At 69.2% G+C, this 18495-nt stretch carries 15 protein-coding genes and 1 pseudogene; 8 read left to right on the top strand and 8 right to left on the bottom strand.

Features of this window, described 5'->3' with window-relative positions:
- Nucleotides 1-5: 5 nt before the first annotated feature.
- The 4 genes from WFQ05_RS01915 to cmk all read right to left on the bottom strand — a co-directional run bounded on the left by WFQ05_RS01915 (nucleotide 6) and on the right by cmk (nucleotide 3321).
- Nucleotides 6-287, bottom strand: coding sequence for a LapA family protein (locus tag WFQ05_RS01915; RefSeq protein ID WP_337052400.1), 282 nt, complete (start codon nucleotides 285-287; stop codon nucleotides 6-8).
- 109 nt (nucleotides 288-396) lie between these two features.
- The gene (locus WFQ05_RS01910; RefSeq protein WP_130518672.1) at nucleotides 397-705 is read right to left on the bottom strand and encodes an integration host factor subunit beta; all 309 of its coding nucleotides are present in this window, start codon (nucleotides 703-705) and stop codon (nucleotides 397-399) included.
- Nucleotides 706-786: 81 nt separating this feature from the next.
- On the bottom strand, nucleotides 787-2478 hold the full coding sequence (gene rpsA, locus WFQ05_RS01905) for a 30S ribosomal protein S1 (RefSeq protein ID WP_131659981.1): 1692 nt from the start codon (nucleotides 2476-2478) through the stop codon (nucleotides 787-789).
- 162 nt (nucleotides 2479-2640) lie between these two features.
- The gene (gene cmk, locus WFQ05_RS01900; protein WP_337052742.1) at nucleotides 2641-3321 is read right to left on the bottom strand and encodes a (d)CMP kinase; all 681 of its coding nucleotides are present in this window, start codon (nucleotides 3319-3321) and stop codon (nucleotides 2641-2643) included.
- Between the two features lie 177 nt (nucleotides 3322-3498).
- On the opposite strand from cmk, the gene ykgO reads away from it, so the two are divergent.
- From ykgO to WFQ05_RS01870, 6 genes are all read left to right on the top strand, one after another.
- Nucleotides 3499-3624: a type B 50S ribosomal protein L36 gene (gene ykgO / locus WFQ05_RS01895; protein WP_010342887.1), complete on the top strand. Its 126-nt coding sequence runs from the start codon at nucleotides 3499-3501 to the stop codon at nucleotides 3622-3624.
- 101 nt (nucleotides 3625-3725) lie between these two features.
- On the top strand, nucleotides 3726-4052 hold the full coding sequence (locus tag WFQ05_RS01890) for a hypothetical protein (protein ID WP_130531304.1): 327 nt from the start codon (nucleotides 3726-3728) through the stop codon (nucleotides 4050-4052).
- A gap of 122 nt (nucleotides 4053-4174) precedes the next feature.
- Nucleotides 4175-5206, top strand: coding sequence for an agmatine deiminase family protein (locus WFQ05_RS01885; RefSeq protein WP_337052388.1), 1032 nt, complete (start codon nucleotides 4175-4177; stop codon nucleotides 5204-5206).
- Nucleotides 5207-5316: 110 nt separating this feature from the next.
- Nucleotides 5317-6201, top strand: a complete 885-nt coding sequence (locus tag WFQ05_RS01880) for a carbon-nitrogen hydrolase (protein ID WP_130531300.1) — start codon at nucleotides 5317-5319, stop codon at nucleotides 6199-6201.
- A gap of 22 nt (nucleotides 6202-6223) precedes the next feature.
- Entirely contained in the window at nucleotides 6224-6763 is a 540-nt protein-coding gene (locus WFQ05_RS01875; protein WP_337052387.1) for an N-acetyltransferase family protein, read from the top strand.
- 3 nt (nucleotides 6764-6766) lie between these two features.
- Nucleotides 6767-7999 carry a TraB/GumN family protein gene (locus WFQ05_RS01870; protein ID WP_337052386.1) on the top strand — a complete coding sequence of 411 codons (1233 nt, stop codon included), beginning with the start codon at nucleotides 6767-6769 and terminating at the stop codon, nucleotides 7997-7999.
- A gap of 37 nt (nucleotides 8000-8036) precedes the next feature.
- Here WFQ05_RS01870 and WFQ05_RS01865 read toward each other — a convergent pair whose 3' ends face one another.
- The 4 genes and pseudogenes from WFQ05_RS01865 to WFQ05_RS01850 form a co-directional block, all read right to left on the bottom strand.
- Nucleotides 8037-11117 carry an efflux RND transporter permease subunit gene (locus WFQ05_RS01865; protein ID WP_337052385.1) on the bottom strand — a complete coding sequence of 1027 codons (3081 nt, stop codon included), beginning with the start codon at nucleotides 11115-11117 and terminating at the stop codon, nucleotides 8037-8039.
- Between the two features lie 82 nt (nucleotides 11118-11199).
- Complete coding sequence (locus tag WFQ05_RS01860; RefSeq protein WP_337052384.1) at nucleotides 11200-12126, bottom strand: aspartyl protease family protein; 927 nt, start codon at nucleotides 12124-12126, stop codon at nucleotides 11200-11202.
- A gap of 122 nt (nucleotides 12127-12248) precedes the next feature.
- Nucleotides 12249-15653, bottom strand: a pseudogene (locus WFQ05_RS01855) (efflux RND transporter permease subunit); the annotation flags it as partial.
- Between the two features lie 10 nt (nucleotides 15654-15663).
- Complete coding sequence (locus tag WFQ05_RS01850) at nucleotides 15664-16809, bottom strand: efflux RND transporter periplasmic adaptor subunit (protein ID WP_337052383.1); 1146 nt, start codon at nucleotides 16807-16809, stop codon at nucleotides 15664-15666.
- A gap of 272 nt (nucleotides 16810-17081) precedes the next feature.
- Between WFQ05_RS01850 and WFQ05_RS01845 the strand changes: the two genes are divergently transcribed.
- The gene (locus WFQ05_RS01845; protein ID WP_130531287.1) at nucleotides 17082-17468 is read left to right on the top strand and encodes a cytochrome c; all 387 of its coding nucleotides are present in this window, start codon (nucleotides 17082-17084) and stop codon (nucleotides 17466-17468) included.
- 7 nt (nucleotides 17469-17475) lie between these two features.
- Nucleotides 17476-17928 carry a cytochrome c gene (locus WFQ05_RS01840; RefSeq protein ID WP_130518693.1) on the top strand — a complete coding sequence of 151 codons (453 nt, stop codon included), beginning with the start codon at nucleotides 17476-17478 and terminating at the stop codon, nucleotides 17926-17928.
- Nucleotides 17929-18495 lie beyond the last annotated feature (567 nt).

The raw sequence follows: 18495 nt of genomic DNA, 5'->3' as shown, positions 1-18495 counted from the left end.
GGGCGTCAGACTCCCGGACCCGGCGGCACCGCGTCGTTACGCGCGGCAGGGGCGCTGACGCGACCGGCCTTGCGCAGGCGTGCGTACAGCGGCCAGGCCACGGTGGCCAGCACGATCAGCGCGCCGATGCACACGCCGGCCAGCAGCGAGACGATGATGGCCGCGCCCGAGCCGGTGGAGATCTGCGTGACCAGCAGGTTGAGCGTGATGGGCTGGGTATTGAGGATGCCGATGATGAGCCCGATGGCCAGACAGACCAGGGCAATGATCAGGCGAACGATATTCATGGGATCCCTCCGGGAGGCGAATGGCGCCTAGCTTAGCCGAGGCAGCCAGCTGGGGAAGGCTGGGCGTAAGCCCTTGTTGCGGAAGCGACGCTACGGCGCGAGTGGCGCGCTAGTCGCTGCCGATTTCTTCGATCGGGGCCACGGTGCTGACGCGTTCGCGCAGCTCCTTGCCCGGCTTGAAATGCGGGACATGCTTGGCCGGCAGGGCCACGGCGTCGCCGGTCTTGGGGTTGCGCCCCATGCGCGGCGGACGGTAATGCAGGGAAAAACTGCCGAAGCCACGGATCTCGATACGCTCGCCGCGGGTCAGCGCGCTTCCCATCATCTCCAGCAGCGACTTGACCGCCAGGTCGACGTCGTCCGGCTTCAGGTGCGGCTGTCGGCGGGTCAGAATCTCGATCAGTTCGGATTTCGTCATCGGCTGCGGGGTGCGCGTTGGGCATGACCATGGCCGGCCCGGACGAACCGGGCCGGCATGGTTTTCAAGCGTGTTGCGGGATTACTCGGACTTGCCGCCGTCCAGCTGCGCGCGCAGCAGCGCACCCAGGCTGGTGGTACCGGTGGCGGCCTCGGCGGCGGTCTTGTTGTACTCGGCCAGCGCCTCGGCGGTTTCCGCCTCGTCCTTGGCCTTGATCGACAGCTGCATCGTGCGGCCCTTGCGGTCCATACCGATGAACTTGGCCTCGACCTTGTCGCCGACCTTCAGGTGCTGGCTGGCATCGTCCACGCGCTCGTAGCTGATGTCGCGGGCCGAGACATAGCCCTCGATCCCGTCGGCCAGCTCGATCGTGGCGCCCTTGGAATCGACTTCCTTGACGGTGCCTTCGACCTTGGAGCCCTTCGGATGCGAGGCCATGTACTGACCAAACGGATCCTGCTCCAGCTGCTTGACGCCCAGGCTGATGCGCTCGCGCTCCGGATCGACGGCCAGCACCACGGCGTCCAGCGTGTCGCCCTTCTTGAAGTTGCGGGCGATGTCCTCGCCGGTCGAGTTCCAGCTGATGTCCGACAGGTGGATCAGGCCGTCGATGCCGCCGTCCAGGCCGATGAAGATGCCAAAGTCGGTGATCGACTTGATCTGACCGGACACCTTGTCGCCCTTCTTGTGGATGGCCGCGAAGGTCTCCCACGGATTGGCGGCGACCTGCTTCATGCCCAGCGAGATGCGGCGGCGCTCCTCGTCCACGTCCAGGACCATGACTTCCACCTCGTCACCGACCTGCACGACCTTGGACGGGTTGACGTTCTTGTTGGTCCAGTCCATCTCGGACACGTGCACCAGGCCTTCCACGCCCGGCTCGATCTCGACGAACGCGCCGTAATCGGTGACGTTGGAGACCTTGCCGAACACGCGGCTGTTGGACGGATAGCGGCGGGCGATGTTGTCCCACGGATCCTCGCCCAGCTGCTTCAGGCCCAGGCTGACGCGGTTGCGCTCGCGGTCGTACTTGAGCACGCGCACTTCCAGCTCCTGGCCGACTTCCACCACCTCGGACGGATGGCGCACGCGCTTCCAGGCCATGTCGGTGATGTGCAGCAGGCCATCGATGCCGCCCAGGTCGACGAACGCGCCGTAGTCGGTGAGGTTCTTGACCACACCCTTCAGCACCACGCCTTCCTGCAGCTTGTCCATCAGGGCCTCGCGCTCCTCGGAGTGCTCGGACTCGACGACGGCGCGGCGGGAAACGACCACGTTATTGCGCTTGCGGTCCAGCTTGATGAGCTTGAACTCCAGCTCCTTGCCTTCCAGGTAGCCGGGATCGCGCACGGGGCGCACATCGACCAGCGAACCGGGCAGGAACGCGCGCACGTCCTTGATGTCGACGGTGAAGCCGCCCTTGACCTTGCCGCTGATGCGGCCGGTGATGGTCTCGTTCTTCTCCAGGGCTTCTTCCAGCTCGTCCCACACCATGGCGCGCTTGGCCTTCTCGCGCGACAGGACGGTTTCGCCAAAGCCGTTCTCGAGCGAGTCGAGCGCGACCTTCACCTGGTCGCCCACACCCACGTCGATCTCGCCGGCGTCGTTACGGAACTGTTCGATCGGCACGATGCCTTCGGACTTCAGGCCGGCGTTGATCACCACCACGTCGTTGCGCACCTCGACCACGGTGCCGACGACGATGGCGCCCGGCTTCAGCTTGGCCAGATGGGTCTGGCTCTGCTCGAACAGTTCTGCAAATGATTCGGTCATTGTTGATTACTCAGTTGGACACACGGACAGGTGCTCACCGCCTGCGCGGCCTCGCCCCTGTCCACCCGTTGCGGCACCAAGGTCGGCTGCCGTGTGTTGGTTGGTTGGATGACCACCCCGGCCGACATGGACGAGGTGGGGTTGATGTCTGCCGCGATCGACTCAGGCGGCGGGCGATGGCAACAGGGCCAGCACCCGCGTCACGACGGTCTCGATGTCCAGGCCGGTGGTGTCGATGAGGACGGCGTCTTGCGCCGGCCGCAGCGGCGCCACCGTGCGCTGGGCATCGCGGGCGTCGCGCGCGAGGATCTCGCGCAGCAGACCGTCGATTGTGACTGAAACCCCCTTGTCTTTCAACTGCTTATAGCGACGCTCGGCCCGCTCCTCGGCGCTGGCGGTCAGGAACACCTTGTAGGGGGCGTCCGGGAAGATGACCGTGCCCATGTCGCGGCCGTCGGCGACCAGGCCGGGCGCGGTGCGGAACGCCCGCTGGCGCTCCTTCAGCGCCGAGCGCACCTCGGGGATCGCGGCGATCGCCGAGGCCACCGTGCCGGTGGTCTCCAGGCGCAGCTCGTCGGTGGCGTCCACGCCGTTGACCAGCACCCGCATCTCTGCGCCGTCCTGGTCGCGGAAGCTGACGTGAGTGTCGAAGGTGCAGCGCACCAGCGCGGCGGCGTCGGACAGGTCCAGGTCGGCCCAGCTGGCCGCCACGCCGACCGCCCGGTACAGCGCGCCCGAATCCAGGTAGTGCCAGCCCAGCCGGGTCGCGGCCAGGCGGCTGACGGTGCCCTTGCCCGCCCCGGACGGACCATCGATGGTGAGAACGGGAACGGAGGCTGTCATCATGGGGCGGCTCGGCAGGGGAAACGCCGCATTATCGCCGACGCGCGCGCCCTCGCCGGCACCCTCCGGACCGGATGCGAAGAAATTTCCGGCCAACTGCTTGAATCGACTCGGAAAGCCAGGCTAGAATGGCGGGCTTAGTAGGTTCCATCCCATTCCACGCCGAGGTTTTACGTCATGAAGGTCCTGTCCTCCCTGAAGTCGGCGAAGGCCCGTCACCGCGACTGCAAGGTGGTCCGCCGTCGTGGCAAGGTCTTCGTGATCTGCAAGTCCAACCCGCGCTTCAAGGCCCGCCAGCGCTGAGTTCCAGCGCTGTACGGTGCACCGGAAACCGCCCTTCGCCGGGCGGTTTTTTGTTGCGGTCGCTCTGCTATAAAGACGACCTTACCTAGGGGAACCTCGTGATGAAGCCTCGCATGCGCCTGCTGTCCCTGATTGCCCTGGCTGCGCTGGCCGGCCCGTCCGGCGCGGAGACCCTGCTGGTCGACCGGGCGCGCGATCCGGCCTCCAACCTGCCCGTGCGCGGGCTGACCACCGGCCAGGTGGAAGCCAGGTTCGGCGCGCCGCAGCAGCGCCTGGACCCGCGCGGCGGGCAGAAGCGCCAGTGGCCGACGATCAACCGCTGGGTCTACCCCAACTTCACCGTGTACTTCGAGAAGAACAAGGTGATCGACGTGGTGACCAACAAGGCCAGCCCCAGCGAGATCGGCCCCAAGCCGCCGATCCGCTGAAGCCGGTTCACGCGCGGCCTGCGATGCGCAGGCCGGCTCGCGGTCATCGCACCGACGCGAGCACCGCATAATCAAGCAAGACCTGCCGGTGTGCGATCCCGGCGCAGCTGATGGAAAACCCGATGACCAATGTCCGTTTCCCCGCGGAGTGGGAACCCCAATCCGCGATCCTCATCGCGTGGCCGCATGCCGGCACCGACTGGGCCGCGCGCCTGGAATCGGTCGAGGAGACCTATATCGCCCTGGTGGCGGGCATCACCCGCTTCGAGCCGGTGGTGATCTGCGTGGCCGACGCGGACCTGCAGGTCTACGCCGAGGCGCGCCTGCGCTCGGCGCGTGTGGACATGGACCGCGTGCGCTTCGTCGAGGCGCCATACGACGACACCTGGCTGCGGGATTCCGGCCCGATCAGCCTGCGCAGCAGCGAGGGCTTCAAGCTGATGGACTTCCGCTTCACCGGCTGGGGCGGCAAGTACGAGGCCTCGCTGGACGACCTGCTGGTCGGCACGCTGGCCGGGGCCGGCGTGTTCCGCGATGCCTACGTGCAGCGCGTGGACTTCGCGCTGGAGGGCGGCGGCATCGAGACCGATGGCGCCGGCACCCTGCTGACCACCTGGCGCTGCCTGCACGAGCGCCATCCCGATGCCACGCGCGGGCAGATCACCGACACGCTGAAGACCTCGCTGCAGCAAGAGCGCGTGCTGTGGCTGGACCATGGCTATCTGGAAGGCGACGACACCGACGCCCACATCGATACCCTGGCCCGCTTCGCACCGGGCGATGCCATCGTCTACCAGGCCTGCGACGACGCCGGCGACGCGCACCACGCCGAGCTGACCGCCATGGGCGAAGAACTGGCCGCGCTGCGCACGCCCGATGGCGCGCCGTACACGCTGTATCCGCTGCCGTGGGCGCAGCCGATCCTGGACGAGGGCCGTCGCCTGGCCGCCAGCTACGCCAATTACCTGATCCTCAACGGCGCGGTGCTGATGCCTGCCTACGGCGATCCGGCCGATGGCCCGGCCGCCGAGGTGCTGGCCAAGGCCTATCCCGGCCGGGAGATCGTGCAGATCCCCTGCCGTCCGCTGATCTGGCAGAACGGCAGCCTGCACTGCGTGACCATGCAGCTGCCCGAAGGCCTGCTGGCCGCGTGAATCTGCGCCGTGCGGCATCGCGCCCGGCAGCGTGAGCGGCCTTGCGCGGACGCAGGGCGTCCCACACATCCGCGTTACCATTCCTTCTCCCCTGCTGTCGCACTGCTGCCATGACCCGTCGCACCCTGCCCGTTGCCCTGATCCAGGAAAAGAACCACGGCGACGCCGATGCCAATCTGACGGTGATCGAGCAGCGCGTGGCCGAGGCCGCCAAGCGCGGCGCCAAACTGGTGCTGCTGCAGGAGCTGCATAACGGCGCCTATTTCTGCCAGCACGAGTCGGTGCACGAGTTCGACCTGGCCGAGCCGATCCCGGGCCCGAGCACCGCGCGCTTGGCCGAGCTGGCCAAACAGCACAAGGTGGTGCTGGTGAGCTCGCTGTTCGAACGGCGCGCCGCCGGGCTGTACCACAACACCGCGGTGGTGTTCGACGCCGACGGCAGCACGGCGGGCAAGTACCGCAAGATGCATATCCCGGACGACCCGGGCTTCTACGAAAAGTTCTACTTCACCCCGGGCGATCTGGGTTTCAAGCCGATCGACACCTCGGTCGGCCGCCTCGGCGTGCTGGTGTGCTGGGACCAGTGGTATCCGGAAGGCGCGCGGCTGATGGCGCTGGCCGGCGCCGACCTGCTGCTCTACCCCACCGCCATCGGCTGGGATCCGGACGATGCGCAGGACGAGAAGACCCGCCAGCGCGATGCCTGGGTGCTGAGCCACCGCGGCCACGCCGTGGCCAACGGCCTGCCGGTGCTCAGCTGCAACCGCGTCGGCCACGAGGCCTCGCCGCTGGGCGCCTCGGGGATCGACTTCTGGGGCAACAGCCATGTGCTGGGGCCGCAGGGCGAGTTCCTGGCCGAAGCCGGCGGCGAGGCGGAGATCCTCAGCGTCGAGGTCGACCTGCAGCGCAGCGAGCACGTGCGCCGCATCTGGCCGTTCCTGCGCGATCGCCGCATCGACGCCTACGGCGATCTAACCCGCCGTTACATCGATTGATGGCCCAGCGCGCGCCGTCCGCATGAACGCCGCGCTGCCGCGCATCCGACCCGTGCGCGTCGAGGACATGCCGGCGATCACGGCGATCTACGCCGCGCAGGTCGACGGCGGCGTGGCCACCTACGAATACGACCCGCCGGACGTCGACGAGATGCGGCGCCGCATGCAGGCGCTGCTGGATCAGGGCTATCCGTATCTGGTGGCCGAGTGCGACGGTCGCGTCGCCGGCTACGCCTACGCCGGCAGCTACCGCGCCCGCAGTGCCTACCGCTTCACCGTGGAGAACACGGTCTACGTGGATGCGGCCTTGCACGGCCGGCGCATCGGCAGCGCGTTGCTGCAGGCGCTGATCGAGGACTGCACCGCGCGCGGCTTCCGCCAGATGATCGCGGTGATCGGCGACTCGGCCAACGCCGCCTCGGTGCGCTTGCACGAGCGCGCCGGCTTCCGCACCGTGGGCGTCTTCCAGGGCATCGGCCGCAAGCACGGCCGCTGGCTCGACCTGCTTCAGATGCAGCGCGCGCTGGGTGAAGGCGCTGCTGGCGCTCCTTTCGACGAGTAATCCATGACCGATTCCGATTCCACCGCCCTGCCCGCCACGCCCGCGCACGAGGAGACGGCCGAACAGCCGCAGCGCGTGGTGCAACGCGATGGCGTGCGCTACACGCTGCTGGGCACCGCGCACGTGTCCAAGGCCAGCGTGGAGGCCGTGCAGCAGGCCATCGACAGCGGCGCCTACGACGCGGTGGCGGTCGAACTGGACGCCCAGCGCCTGCAGGCCTTGAGCGATCCGGACGCGCTGGCCAAGCTGGACCTGGTGCAGGTGATCCGCAAGGGCCGCGTGGCGCTGTTCGCCGCCAACCTGGCGCTGGCCGCCTATCAGCGGCGCCTGGCCGAGCAGTTGGGCATCGAGCCCGGCGCCGAGCTCAAGCGCGCGGTGGACGTGGCGCGCGCGCGCGGGCTGGCCGTGCACCTGATCGATCGCGAGGTCGGCCTGACCTTCAAGCGCGCCTCGGCCAAGCTGGGCCTGTTCGGCAAGCTCAAGCTGGGCGCCGGCCTGCTCGGCGGCCTGTTCGCCTCCGACGAGGTGGGCGAAGCGGAGATCGAACAGCTCAAGCAGGGCGACATGCTCGAGGCCAGCTTCGGCGAGTTCGCCAAGGAGAGTCCGGCCCTGTACGAGGCGGTGATCGCCGAGCGCGACCGCTACATGGCCGCCAGCCTGCGCGAGCAGGCCGGCGGCGCGCGCGAAGTGCTGGCCGTGGTCGGCGCCGGCCATCTGCAGGGCCTGGCCAGGCATCTGGCCGAGGACCAGGCCGACCCGGTCGTGGTGCGCAGCGAACTGGAATTCGTCCAGCCCAAGCGCAAGCTGCCCTGGATCATGATGCTGCTGAGCGTGCTGGTGCTGGGCGGCATCGTCTGGGGCTTCTACAGCGGCGGGCTGAAGGTCGGCAGCACGCTGCTGGTGCAGTGGCTGCTGCTGACCGGCGGCCTGGCCGGGCTGGGCTGCCTGGCCGCGGCCGGCCATCCGCTGAGCATCCTGGCGGCGATCGTCGCCGCGCCGCTCAAGCCGTTCCGCCCCGGCCTGCCGGCCGGCGCCTTCAGCGCACTGGTCGAGGTGCACCTGCGCAAGCCGGCCTACGGCGACTTCCTGGCGCTGCGCGACGATGCGCAGACGCTCAAGGGCTGGTACCGCAACCGCGTCTGCCGCGTGGTGCTGACCTTCATGCTGACCAACCTGGGCAGCATGGCCGGCTTCTGGATCACCGGCGTGCTGGTGGCGCGCAAGCTGCTGGGCTGAGGCGCGGCCCGGCGACGGACGCCGACCGGCACGGCGCTCAGGCCGTGCCGACCGCCGCCGCCTGCGGCACGCCGCGGGCGCGGCGCACCAGCCGGCCCATGCCGGCGCGCAGGTCGTCCAGGATCGCGTAGATCGTGGGCAGGAACAGCAGGCTGACCACGGTCGAGAACGCCAGGCCGCCGGCGATGGCGCGGGCCATCGGGAAATACGGCGGTCCGTCGCCGCCCATCTGCGTGCCGCCCATGGCGATGGGCACCATCGCCAGGATCGCCGTGCCCATGGTCATCATGATCGGGCGCAGGCGCTCGCGGCTGCCTTCCACCAGCGCGTCGGTGCGGCTCAGGCCGCCGCGGCGCAGCGTGTTGATGTGCTCGATCATCACGATGCCGTTGTTCACCACCACGCCCATCAGCACCAGGATGCCGATGAAGGACATCACGCCGAAGGCGGTGCCGGTGAGCCAGAACAGCCAGAACACGCCGAAGATCGAGAACACCACGCCGGACATGATCGCCGCCGGGAACAGCAGCGACTCGAACACCGCGGCCATCACCAGGTAGATCATCAGCAGCGCGATGACCATGTTGAACAGCATCTGCTGCATGGCCTCGCCGTCGTCCTGGTAATCGCCGCCGTCGAAGGTGTAGTGGTAGCCGGCCGGGAAGGCCATCGACTTGAGCACCGCCTCCATCGCCTCGCGGCCTTTGGGCGCGGTGACCTGCTCGGCCAGGTTGGCGGTGATGGCCAGCGTGGTCTGGCGGTTGCTGCGCGAGATCTGCGAGGCCGACGGCGCCATGTCGATGCTGACCATCGACATCAGCGGTACGCTGCGCCCGTCCTTGGCGCGCACCATGAAGCCCTCCAGGTCGGCGATGGTCGACTGCTCGGCGCCGGCGAAGCGCAGGGTCACCGGCACCTCGGTGTCGCCGCGGCGCAGCTCGCGCAGCTTGCCGCCGCGCAGGGCGATGTTGACGAAGCTCGCCACGTCCTGGGCCGAGAAGCCGAATGCGGCGGCGCGTTCGCGATCCACGTGCACCTTCAGCTCGCTGCTCTGGTCGCCCGCGTCGATGCGCACATCGCGCAGCTCGGGGCGGCTGGCCAGCGCCGGCAGCACATCGCGGGCGATCTCCTGCAGCACGGCGGTCGAGTCGCCGGTCAGCTGCACCTGCACGCCGTTCTTGTTGCTCCCGCCGTTGCCATTGCCGCTGCCCATTACGATCTCGGCGCGCGCCGACTTGGGCATGCCCTTGCGCAGCAGCTCGACGCGGCGCTTGGTCTCGTCCGGATCGGTAGTGTCGAACTTGACCGAGCTCGAGGCGCCTTCGCTCTCGCTGAACCACGAATAGATCTGGGTAATGCCCAAGGCCTTGCGCTGACTTTCCAGGTACTGCTCGGCGCGCGCGACTTCGGCCGACATCTGATCGCGCGTGTAGGAGCCGCGGAACTGGTACAGCACCGAGGTCTCGCCGGCCTGCCCGCCGCCGAACATGTCCATCTCGGTCAGCTTCATCGGCACCAGGCTGGCGGCCACGATCAGCACGATGCCCAGCACGCTCCAGCCGCGGTGCTCCAGCGTCCAGCGCAGCAGGCGCGCATAGCGGCGCTGCAGCCACGGGATCAGGCCGCGCTCGGAGCGCAGCAGCGGCGGAGTCTTCATCCGCGCCGACAGCATGGGGATCAGACTGATCGCCACCAGCCAGGAAGCCAGCAGCGAGACCGAGATGGTCACCGCGATCTGCGCCATGAAGATGCTGATCTGGTTGGTCTCACCGAACAGGTTGGGCACGAACACGATGCAGTGGCACAGCGTGCCGGCCGACAGCGCGATGGCCACATGCCTGGTCCCGAGCAAGGCGGCCTTGACCGGTTCGCCCGGCATCTTCTCGCGCTCCTGGAAGATGCTCTCCACCACCACCACGGCGTTGTCGACCAGCATGCCGACCGCCAGCAGCAGGCCCATCATCGTCAGGATGTTGAGCGTGACCCCGGCGAAGTACATGAAGCCCAGGGTCATCACGAAGCAGATCGGGATGGCCAGGGTCACCATCAGCGTGGACGGCCAGTGGCGCAGGAAGAAGAACAGCACGGCGATGGACAGCAGCAGGCCGATCGCGCCGGCCTCGGCCAGTTCCAGCAGCGAGGAGGTGACGTTCTCGCCCTGGTTCTCCATCACCTTGATCTGCACGTCGGACAGCTCGGGCTGGGCGCGGATCGCCTCCACCTCGGCCAGCGCGTCGCGCGAGACCTGCACCAGGTTGGCGCTGCGCTCCTTGTAGATGTCCATGCCCACGGCCGGCTTGCCGTCCAGGCGGCGGCCGTAGTCCATGCGCGAGGGCTTGAGCTGCACGCTGGCGATGTCGCCCAGGCGCAGGCCGCTGTCGGCGATCACCAGCTCGCGCAGCTGCTGCAGGTCGGCGACCTCGCCCATCGGCTGCACGCGCAGGCGCTGGCCGTGGTCGTCGATCTGGCCGGCGGAGATCGAGAAGTTCGCCGCCTGCAGGCGCGTGGTCAGGTCGTTGAGGTTGAGGCCGTGCGCGCTCAGGCGGTCCGGCGCGATCGCCACCTCCACCTCGTTGGGCGCCGCGCCGGAGATCTCCACGCGCGCCACGCCGGGGATGCGCTCCAGCCGACGCTTGAACTCGCGTTCGATCATGTCGTACGAGGCGGTCATGTCGCGGTCGCCGGCCAGGCGCACGCGCAGGATCGGCTGGTCGCTGCTGGACCACTTGAACACCGAATAGCGCTTCAGATCGTCCGGCAGGTCGCCGCGGATCGCGTCCAGGCGCACGCGCGCGTCGGAGGCGGCGATGGCGATGTCGCGGTCCCAGTCGCTGAACTCGATGAAGATGCTGGCCGCATCGGCGGTGGCGGTGCCGCGCAGACGCTTGATGCCCGGCATGATCGCCAGCGCCTCCTCGGCCGGGCGCAGGATGTTGCGTTCGACCTCTTCCGGCGTGGAGCCCGGATACGGCAGCTGCACGAACAGGAACGGCGCGGAGATGTCCGGGAAGGCCTCCAGCGGCAGCCGCACCGCCGCGATCGCGCCGATCACCAGCAGCGAGACGAAGCACATCACCGTGGTCACAGGCCGGCGGATGCTCAGCGCAGCGATGCTCATCCTTCACCTCGGGCACAGGCGTGGGGTCCCCGCGCGGGACCGGGGCGTCCAGGCAGGCCTGGAGACAGGCGAGCGCGCGGCATCATGGCGTGCACACCGCCACGCGCATCGTGCGCTGGTCGATCATCAGCACGCTGTCCTTCAGGGCCAGTGCGCCGACCAGCAGCTCCGGATAGCGATCGGACACCCGGGCGTCGAGATCGCGCAGGACCAGTCCACCGACCTGGACCGGCCCGTGCACGGTCGCCTTGCCGAGTTCGATCGCGGTGTGGCTCAGCTGGCCCGAACCGGCCTCGGCCAGGGGACCGGCCTCGATCTGATCGTAGAGCGCCTTGGGCAGCACCAGCGCCACGTTGGCGCCGGTATCCAGATTGCCCTCCAGCTGGCGCTCGCCGATCCGCACGGGGACGCGGAAGGGCCGGGTGTAGGGCAGCACGTCCGCCCGATCGCCGGGCAGCGATAAGGTGCGGCTGAAGGACAGCATCCGCGCCGGGTAGTCGATGATCAGCAGGCCGTCGGCGAAGAACTCGCGCGCGAGGATGCCGTCGAAGGCGGCTTCGTCCTTTAGTTTAGCGCGATAGTCGCGCGTGATCGCCTCGATGTGTTCGCGGCGCAGGCCGTCCAGCTCGAGCGTGTCGATACGAACCGTCTGCGCCACCGCGGTCTGCACGCCGTCCGAATTCCCGGACTGGCCCGCGGCGAGCAGATGCAGGCTTTCCGTCAGGCGCGCATCGGCCCGCGCCAGGCCGCTGGCGCCGGTGTCGACGGCGAAGCGATAGCCCGAGCGGCCGTTGACCTTGGCGCGGACATAGATGCGCCCGTCCACCGTTTCGAAGGGCACATGGACCAGCAGCTGGTTGCGGGCGGCAGAGGCCAGCGAAGGACAGGGATCGCCCTTGCCCGCAGGCAGCTGTGCCCATCCCGCACCGCTGAGGATCATCAGCCCGGCCAACAGCGGAAGCGTGCTGAAACGGGACCAGTGGCGCGGCGCTCGGGAAGCTCTGGACATGCTGTGACTCCAAGGATGGGGATGGGGGATCAGGCGCGGCAGCGATCGGCGATGGCGAGACGAGCTCAGGACGCCACGGCCGCCGCTTCCGCGCCCGGCTCGTCCACCGTGCGCACCGCGCCGCGCCGGTCCAGCAGGTCGTAGACCACCGGGATCACCAGCAGCGTCAGCAGCGTGGACACCAGCAGGCCGCCGATCACGGTGATGGCCATCGGCGCGCGCACCTCGGCGCCCTCGCCGGAAGCCAGCGCCAGCGGCAGGAAGCCCAGCAGCGTGCACAGGGTGGTCATCACGATCGGCCGCAGGCGCGAGCGCGCGCCTTCCACCAGCGCCCGCCGCTTGGCCATGCCGGCCGCGCGCAGCTGGTTGACCGAGTCGATCAGGATGATCGCGTTCTTGGTCACCAGGCCGACCAGCAGGATCAGGCCGATGAACACCACCACCGACACCGGCGAGCCGCTCAGCTTCAGCGCCAGCACCGCGCCGACCAGCGCCAGCGGGATGGTGAACAGGATGACGAAGGGATGCAGCAGCGACTCGAACTGCGAGGCCATCACCAGATACACCAGGAACACCGCCAGCCCGAAGGCGAACAGCAGCGAGCGCACCGAATCGCCCAGCTCCTCGCCCTGCCCGCCGATATGCATCGACACGCCGGCGCCCAGCGGATGCGCGGCGGCCAGCGCCTGCACCTCGCGCACCGCACCGCCCAGGTCGATGTCCTTGAGGCCGGCCGAGACGATCGCCACGCGGCCCTGGTCGGCGCGATGGATCTCGCTGGGGCCGGTGGTGGCGATGACGTCGGCCACCGCGTCCAGGGTGACCGGCCGGCTGCTGGAGGGATTGACGATCAGCCGGCGCACGTCCTCGACCGAGGCGCGGTCAGACGCCTGGGCGCGTACCAGCACGTCGATCTTGCGATCGCGGAAGCTGTAGCGCGTGGCCACCTCGCCGCGCACCTTCTGCACCACCGCATCGGCGACCTGGCGCGTGGTCAGGCCCAGTGCGCCGGCGCGCTCCTGGTCGAAGCGGATCTGGATCTCGGGGAAGCCCTGCTCCACCGTCGAACGCACATCGGTGTAGTGCGCATTGCCGCGCAGCAGCTGGGCCAGGCGCTGACCGGCGACCTTCAGCGTGGCCAGATCCTGGCCGCGCAGCTCCACTTCCAACGGCGTGGACAGGCTGAACAGCGCCGGCCGCGCGAAATCGACCTGCGCGCCGGGCCAGGCCTGCATCGACGCACGCAGCGCCTCGGTCTCGCGCGCCTCGATCTGCGGATTGCCGCCATCGGCCATGACCACGGTCAGCTTGCCGATGTTCTCGCCGCTCTCGGTCGGGTTGGCGTCCAGCCGCGTGCCGCTACCGCTGACGCCGAAGATGGCGGCCACGCCGGCATCCTTGACGTGCTGTTCCTGCAGCGTGCGCAGCACCGCGTCGGTGTCGCGCAGCGGCGTGCCCGGCGGCAGCTTGACCGTCATCTCGAAGCGGTCTTGCGCCAGCTGCGGGATCAGGTCGGTGCCCAGGGTCGGCACCAGCGCCGCGGTGCCGACCAGCGCCAGCGCGGCCAGGCCCAGCACGCGCCACGGGCGGGCCAGCGCGGCCGGCAGCAGGCGCAGGTAGCCGCGCTCCAGCCAGCCGTAGGGCTTCATCGCCACCGTGCTAAGCCGGCGCATCAGCGGTGCGATCAGAAACACCGCGCCCCGCCACAGCCTGACCAGCAACCAAGCCAGCCCGAACACCGCGCCGCGCACCGCCGCGCCGATGCCGCGCCCGCCCAGGGCGAACGGCTTCTGCCAGCGCGCCTCCGGCTGCCAGCGCGGATGCGGTGCCTCGGTGGCGAAGCCCAGCGGTGCGCGCCCGCGCAGCGAGCTCAGCATCGGGATCAGCGTCATCGCCACCACCAGCGAGATCGCGATCGCGATCGCCACGGTCAGCGCCTGGTCGCGGAACAGCTGGCCGGCGATGCCGTCGACGAACACCAGCGGCAGGAACACCGCGATCGTGGTCAGCGTCGAGGCGACCACCGCCATGCTCACCTCGCGCGTGCCGGCGATCGCCGCCTGCACGATCCCCAAGCCCCGCTCGCGCGCCTTGGCGATGCTCTCCAGCACCACGATCGAGTCGTCCACCACCAGGCCGGTGGCCAGCGCCAGGCCACCCAGCGACATCACGTTGAGGCTCAGCCCCAGCCGGTCCATGAAGAAGAACGTGGCCACGATCGATACCGGCAGCGACAGGCCGATCACGAAGGTGCTCCAGCCATCGCGCAGGAACAGGAAGATCACCAGGATCGCCAGCAGGCCGCCGATCACCGCGTCGCGCTTGACCTCGCCGATGGCGTGTTCGATGAAGCGCGACTGGTCGTCCAGCGTGTCCAGGGAGACATCGGCCGGCAGCTGCGCACGCAGGCGCTCCAGCCGCTGCGACAGCGCCTTGGCGGTGGCCACGGTGTTGGCGTCGCCCTCCTTGTAGATGGCCAGCTCCACCGCCTCGCGCCCGGCCAGGCGGATCACCGCCTCGCGTTCCTTGTAGCCCTGGCGCACCGTGGCCACATCGCGCAGCCGCACCGGCATGCCGGCGGCGACGGCGGTGCTGCTGGAAGAGGAAGCGCTCTGCACCGAGGCAGCGGCGGCGAGCACTTCGGCCGAGCCGCTGGAGGCGGCGATGGCGGCCATCTGCGCGGCCGCGTTGGCCGCGGCGTTGTCACCGCCGCTGCGCGTGGTCAGCAGCAGGTCGCCGATCTCCTCCACGTTGCCGAACTGGTTGACCGTGCGCACCAGATAGCGCTGCGTGCCCTGCTCCAGGCGACCGCCGGACAGGTTGACGTTCTCGGCCTTGAGCCGCTCGATCACGGTGGACAGCGGCATGTGCAGCTGGGCGAGCTTCTGCTGGTCGATGTCGACCTGCACCTCGTCCTCCAGGCCGCCGCCGACCTTGACCGCGGCCACGCCGCTGACCGGCTCCAGCTTCTTCTTCAGGTCCTCGTCGGCGAAGCGACGCAGCGCCACCAGCTGCCGCTGCGCGGCCAGCGCGTCATCGGCCGGCACTTTGGCCGACAGCGCCAGGCGCATGATCGGCTCGGTGGACGGATCGAAACGCAGCAGCACCGGCGCGCTGGCCTCCAGCGGCAGCTGCAGCGCCTCCAGCTTGTCGCGCACCTCCAGCCCGGCCTGGTCCATGTTGGTGCCCCAGGCGAACTGCAGCACCACATCGCTCTGCCCGGTGCGCGAGACCGAGGTCAGCCGGCGCAGGTTCTTGACCACGCCCACCGATTCCTCGACCGGCTCGGACAGCAGCGTCTCGATCTCGGCCGGCGCCGCGCCGGCGTACTCGGTGCGCACGGTCAGCGTCGGATAGCTCAGGTCCGGCAGCAGGTTGACCTTCAGGCTGCGCAGCGCGATGAAGCCGAACAGCAGCAGCGTCACCGTCACCATCGCCACCGTCACCCGGCGCCGCACCGCCAGGGCGACCAGGCCGCCACCGGCGCCGGTCTCGCCGTGCGCGTGCTCCCCATTCCCCGTGTGCATCGCGACGTCCTCAGCGCTTGCCGGCCAGCGCGACCTGCGTCGCCGGCGCCGGCGGCGCCTCGATCACCGTGACCGCGCTGCCGTCGCGCAGGGCGACCTTGCCGGCGGTCACCACCGCATCGCCCACCTTGAGCCCCTTGCGGATCTCGACCCAGGCGCCATCGACATAGCCAGGCTCGACCGCGGTGCGCACCGCCTTGCCGGCACGCACCAGATAGACCGCCGGATCGCCATCGTCCAGCAGCGCCGCGCGCGGGATCACCAGCGCGTCGGCACGGTGGTCGTATTCGATCCGCAGCCGGCCGAACATGCCGGCCTGCAGCTGGGTGCCGCCTTCGAACGCGCACACCACGCGGAAGGTGCCGCTGCCGGCGTCCACCACCGGCGCGACGCGATCGACCTTGCCGGTGAACGCCTTGCCCGGCAACGCATCGGCCTGCAGGGTCACCGGCTGGCCGGCGCGCAGTGTGGCCAGTTCGCGCTCGGGCACGTTGAGCGTGGCCTCCAGCCGCGAGCGATCCACCAGGCGGATGATCGGCGTGTTGATCTGCACGAAGTTGCCCGGCTTGATCGAGCGCGAGGCGACCACGCCGGAGATCGGCGCCACCACCGTGGTGTAGGACAGCTCCAGCCGCGCCAGGCGGTTCTGCGCGCGCATGTTCTCCAGGTCGTAGCGCAGCTGGTCGACGTCGTTGGCGCTGATCATCTGCTGGTCGACCAGCTTCAGGGCGCGCTGGTAGTTGTTCTCCAGCTTGCGCATCTGCGCCTCGGTCTGCGCCACCGACAGCCGCGCGCGGTCGGCGTCCAGACGCACCAGCGGCTGGCCCGCCCGGACCTCCTGACCCTCCTCCACCAGCACCGCCAGGGCCACGCCGGAGGTCTTGGCGATGACCTGCGACTCGGCGCGCGGCTCCAGCGTGGTGGTGCCGGCGTAGCTGGCGGCCACGGCGCGATGGGTGGCCTTGACCGCTTCCACCGGCACCGCGTCGGCCGCTTTTTCCTTGTCCTTGTCCTTGCTCTTGTCGGCCTTGGCGTCGTCGGCCTTGGGGTCGGCGCCCTGCGCGCTGCCGCAGCCGGGCAAGGCGGTGATCAGCGCCAGCGCGAGGGCGGCGGCCCCCAGGACGGTGGCGGAACGGGCATGGGCGGACTTGGACATGGCAATGCGTCGCTGTTGGTGTTGTAGGCAACTACACCACCAAAACAACAACTCGCCATGCGCCGAAGGTCATGGTGACCTGTGTCCTTGATCGCCCATCCCACCGCACGCGCGCCGACAGCACGGCACTGCGCGGATCGCGCGTAAGTTGTTGCGCTGCGGCATTTTTTCCGCTGTCGCGCGCTTGCCGGAGACGCTGAACGGCAGGCTATACTCGCCACAAGCCAAGCGCCGCGGATGGGACGGGGCGCGCGCGAATCCCGGAACACGACATGACGCGATCGTTGTTGCTCGCCGCCTGTTTTGCCCTGCTGTACGCCGGCGTGTCCGGCACGGGCCAGGCCCGCCAGGACGCCCCGGCCCCGGCCGCTGCCCCGACTCCCGCACCCGCCGCCGTCGCCGCCCCGCGCGGCAACGCCGCCGCCGGCAAGCAGCTGTCCTATACCTGCCAGGGCTGCCACGGCGTCATCGGCTACAAGAACGCCTACCCCAACTACCACGTGCCGCGCATCGGCGGGCAGTCGGCCGAGTACCTGGCCCAGGCCCTGACCGAGTACAAGGCGGGCAAGCGCAAGCATCCGACGATGCAGGCCCAGGCCCAGAGCTTCTCCGACCAGGACATCGCAGACCTGGCCGCCTACCTGTCCAGCCTGAAGTAAGCCGACCATGCGCACCGCCTTCGCTACGCGTCTGACCTTCGCCCTGGCCGCCGCCCTGGCGCTGGGCGCCTGCACCAAGCTCGAGTCCACCGACACCGCCGCGGCCGATCCTGGCCATGCCAGCGGCGAGCACGGCAGCGCCTCCTCGGCCGGCCTGCCGCCGGGCAACATCGCCGCCGGCGAGAAGAAGTCTCAGGAAAAGGGCAAGGCCACCGGCCAGAGCTGCATCGACTGCCATGGCGCCGAAGGCGACAAGCCGATCGCGGCCACCTACCCGCATCTGGCCGGCCAGTACGCCGACTACCTGGCCCACGCCCTGCAGGCCTACCGCGCCGGCGACCGCCAGCACGCGCTGATGACGCCGCAGGCCAAGGACCTGAGCGATCAGGACATCGCCAACCTGGCCGCCTACTTCTCCTCGCGCAAGGGTGAGCTGCGGGACTTGCACGGGTTGGATTGAGAGCTCGGCAGCCCGGCCGGTTAAGCCGCTTCTCACCGAACGATTGCCGTCAGCCCGCGTCACGACGGGCGCAAGCCGCTTTCAAATCGCCTGACCTTTGGTCTAAACGCAGCCGACCACCCTTCTACCGTCGTTCCCGCGAAGGCGGGAACCCAGTGGCTTTCGCGCCGAAGCGCCAACCACCTGTGGCTCGCCTCGCGGGATAAAGGCTTTGCGCCGGGCCGCTTCATCGGAAGCGAGAAGCAACAGCACCCCTCCCCAGCCCTCCCCTTCGCCTTCGGCGAAAGGGAGGGGGCAGAAGCGCTTGGCGCTGTGGTTCCACGCGCCATGCGCGCTTGACTAAGGAACTCCGCTCCGTGACAAGCCGTGCGACAGCTCGCGACCTGGTGCCCCTTCCCTTGCGCGAAGCGCAGGGGAGCTCGAAATCGCGGCTAGCGATTGAGGGGGAGGGGTCGGGGCTTTCCCGATCAACGCTCAGCCATCAGGCACCATCTCTGCCCCCGAGAACGAGGAAGCCAGCAGCTTCGAGCGACGAGATCTTTCGCGAGAGCGACCGCCTTTAGGCGC

The sequence above is a fragment of the Pseudoxanthomonas sp. USHLN014 genome (assembly GCF_037153335.1).
In the GTDB taxonomy this organism is placed as follows: domain Bacteria; phylum Pseudomonadota; class Gammaproteobacteria; order Xanthomonadales; family Xanthomonadaceae; genus Pseudoxanthomonas_A; species Pseudoxanthomonas_A winnipegensis.
The sequence above is the reverse complement of the archived record's forward strand: the minus strand, read 5'-3'. Positions and strand labels throughout refer to the sequence as shown.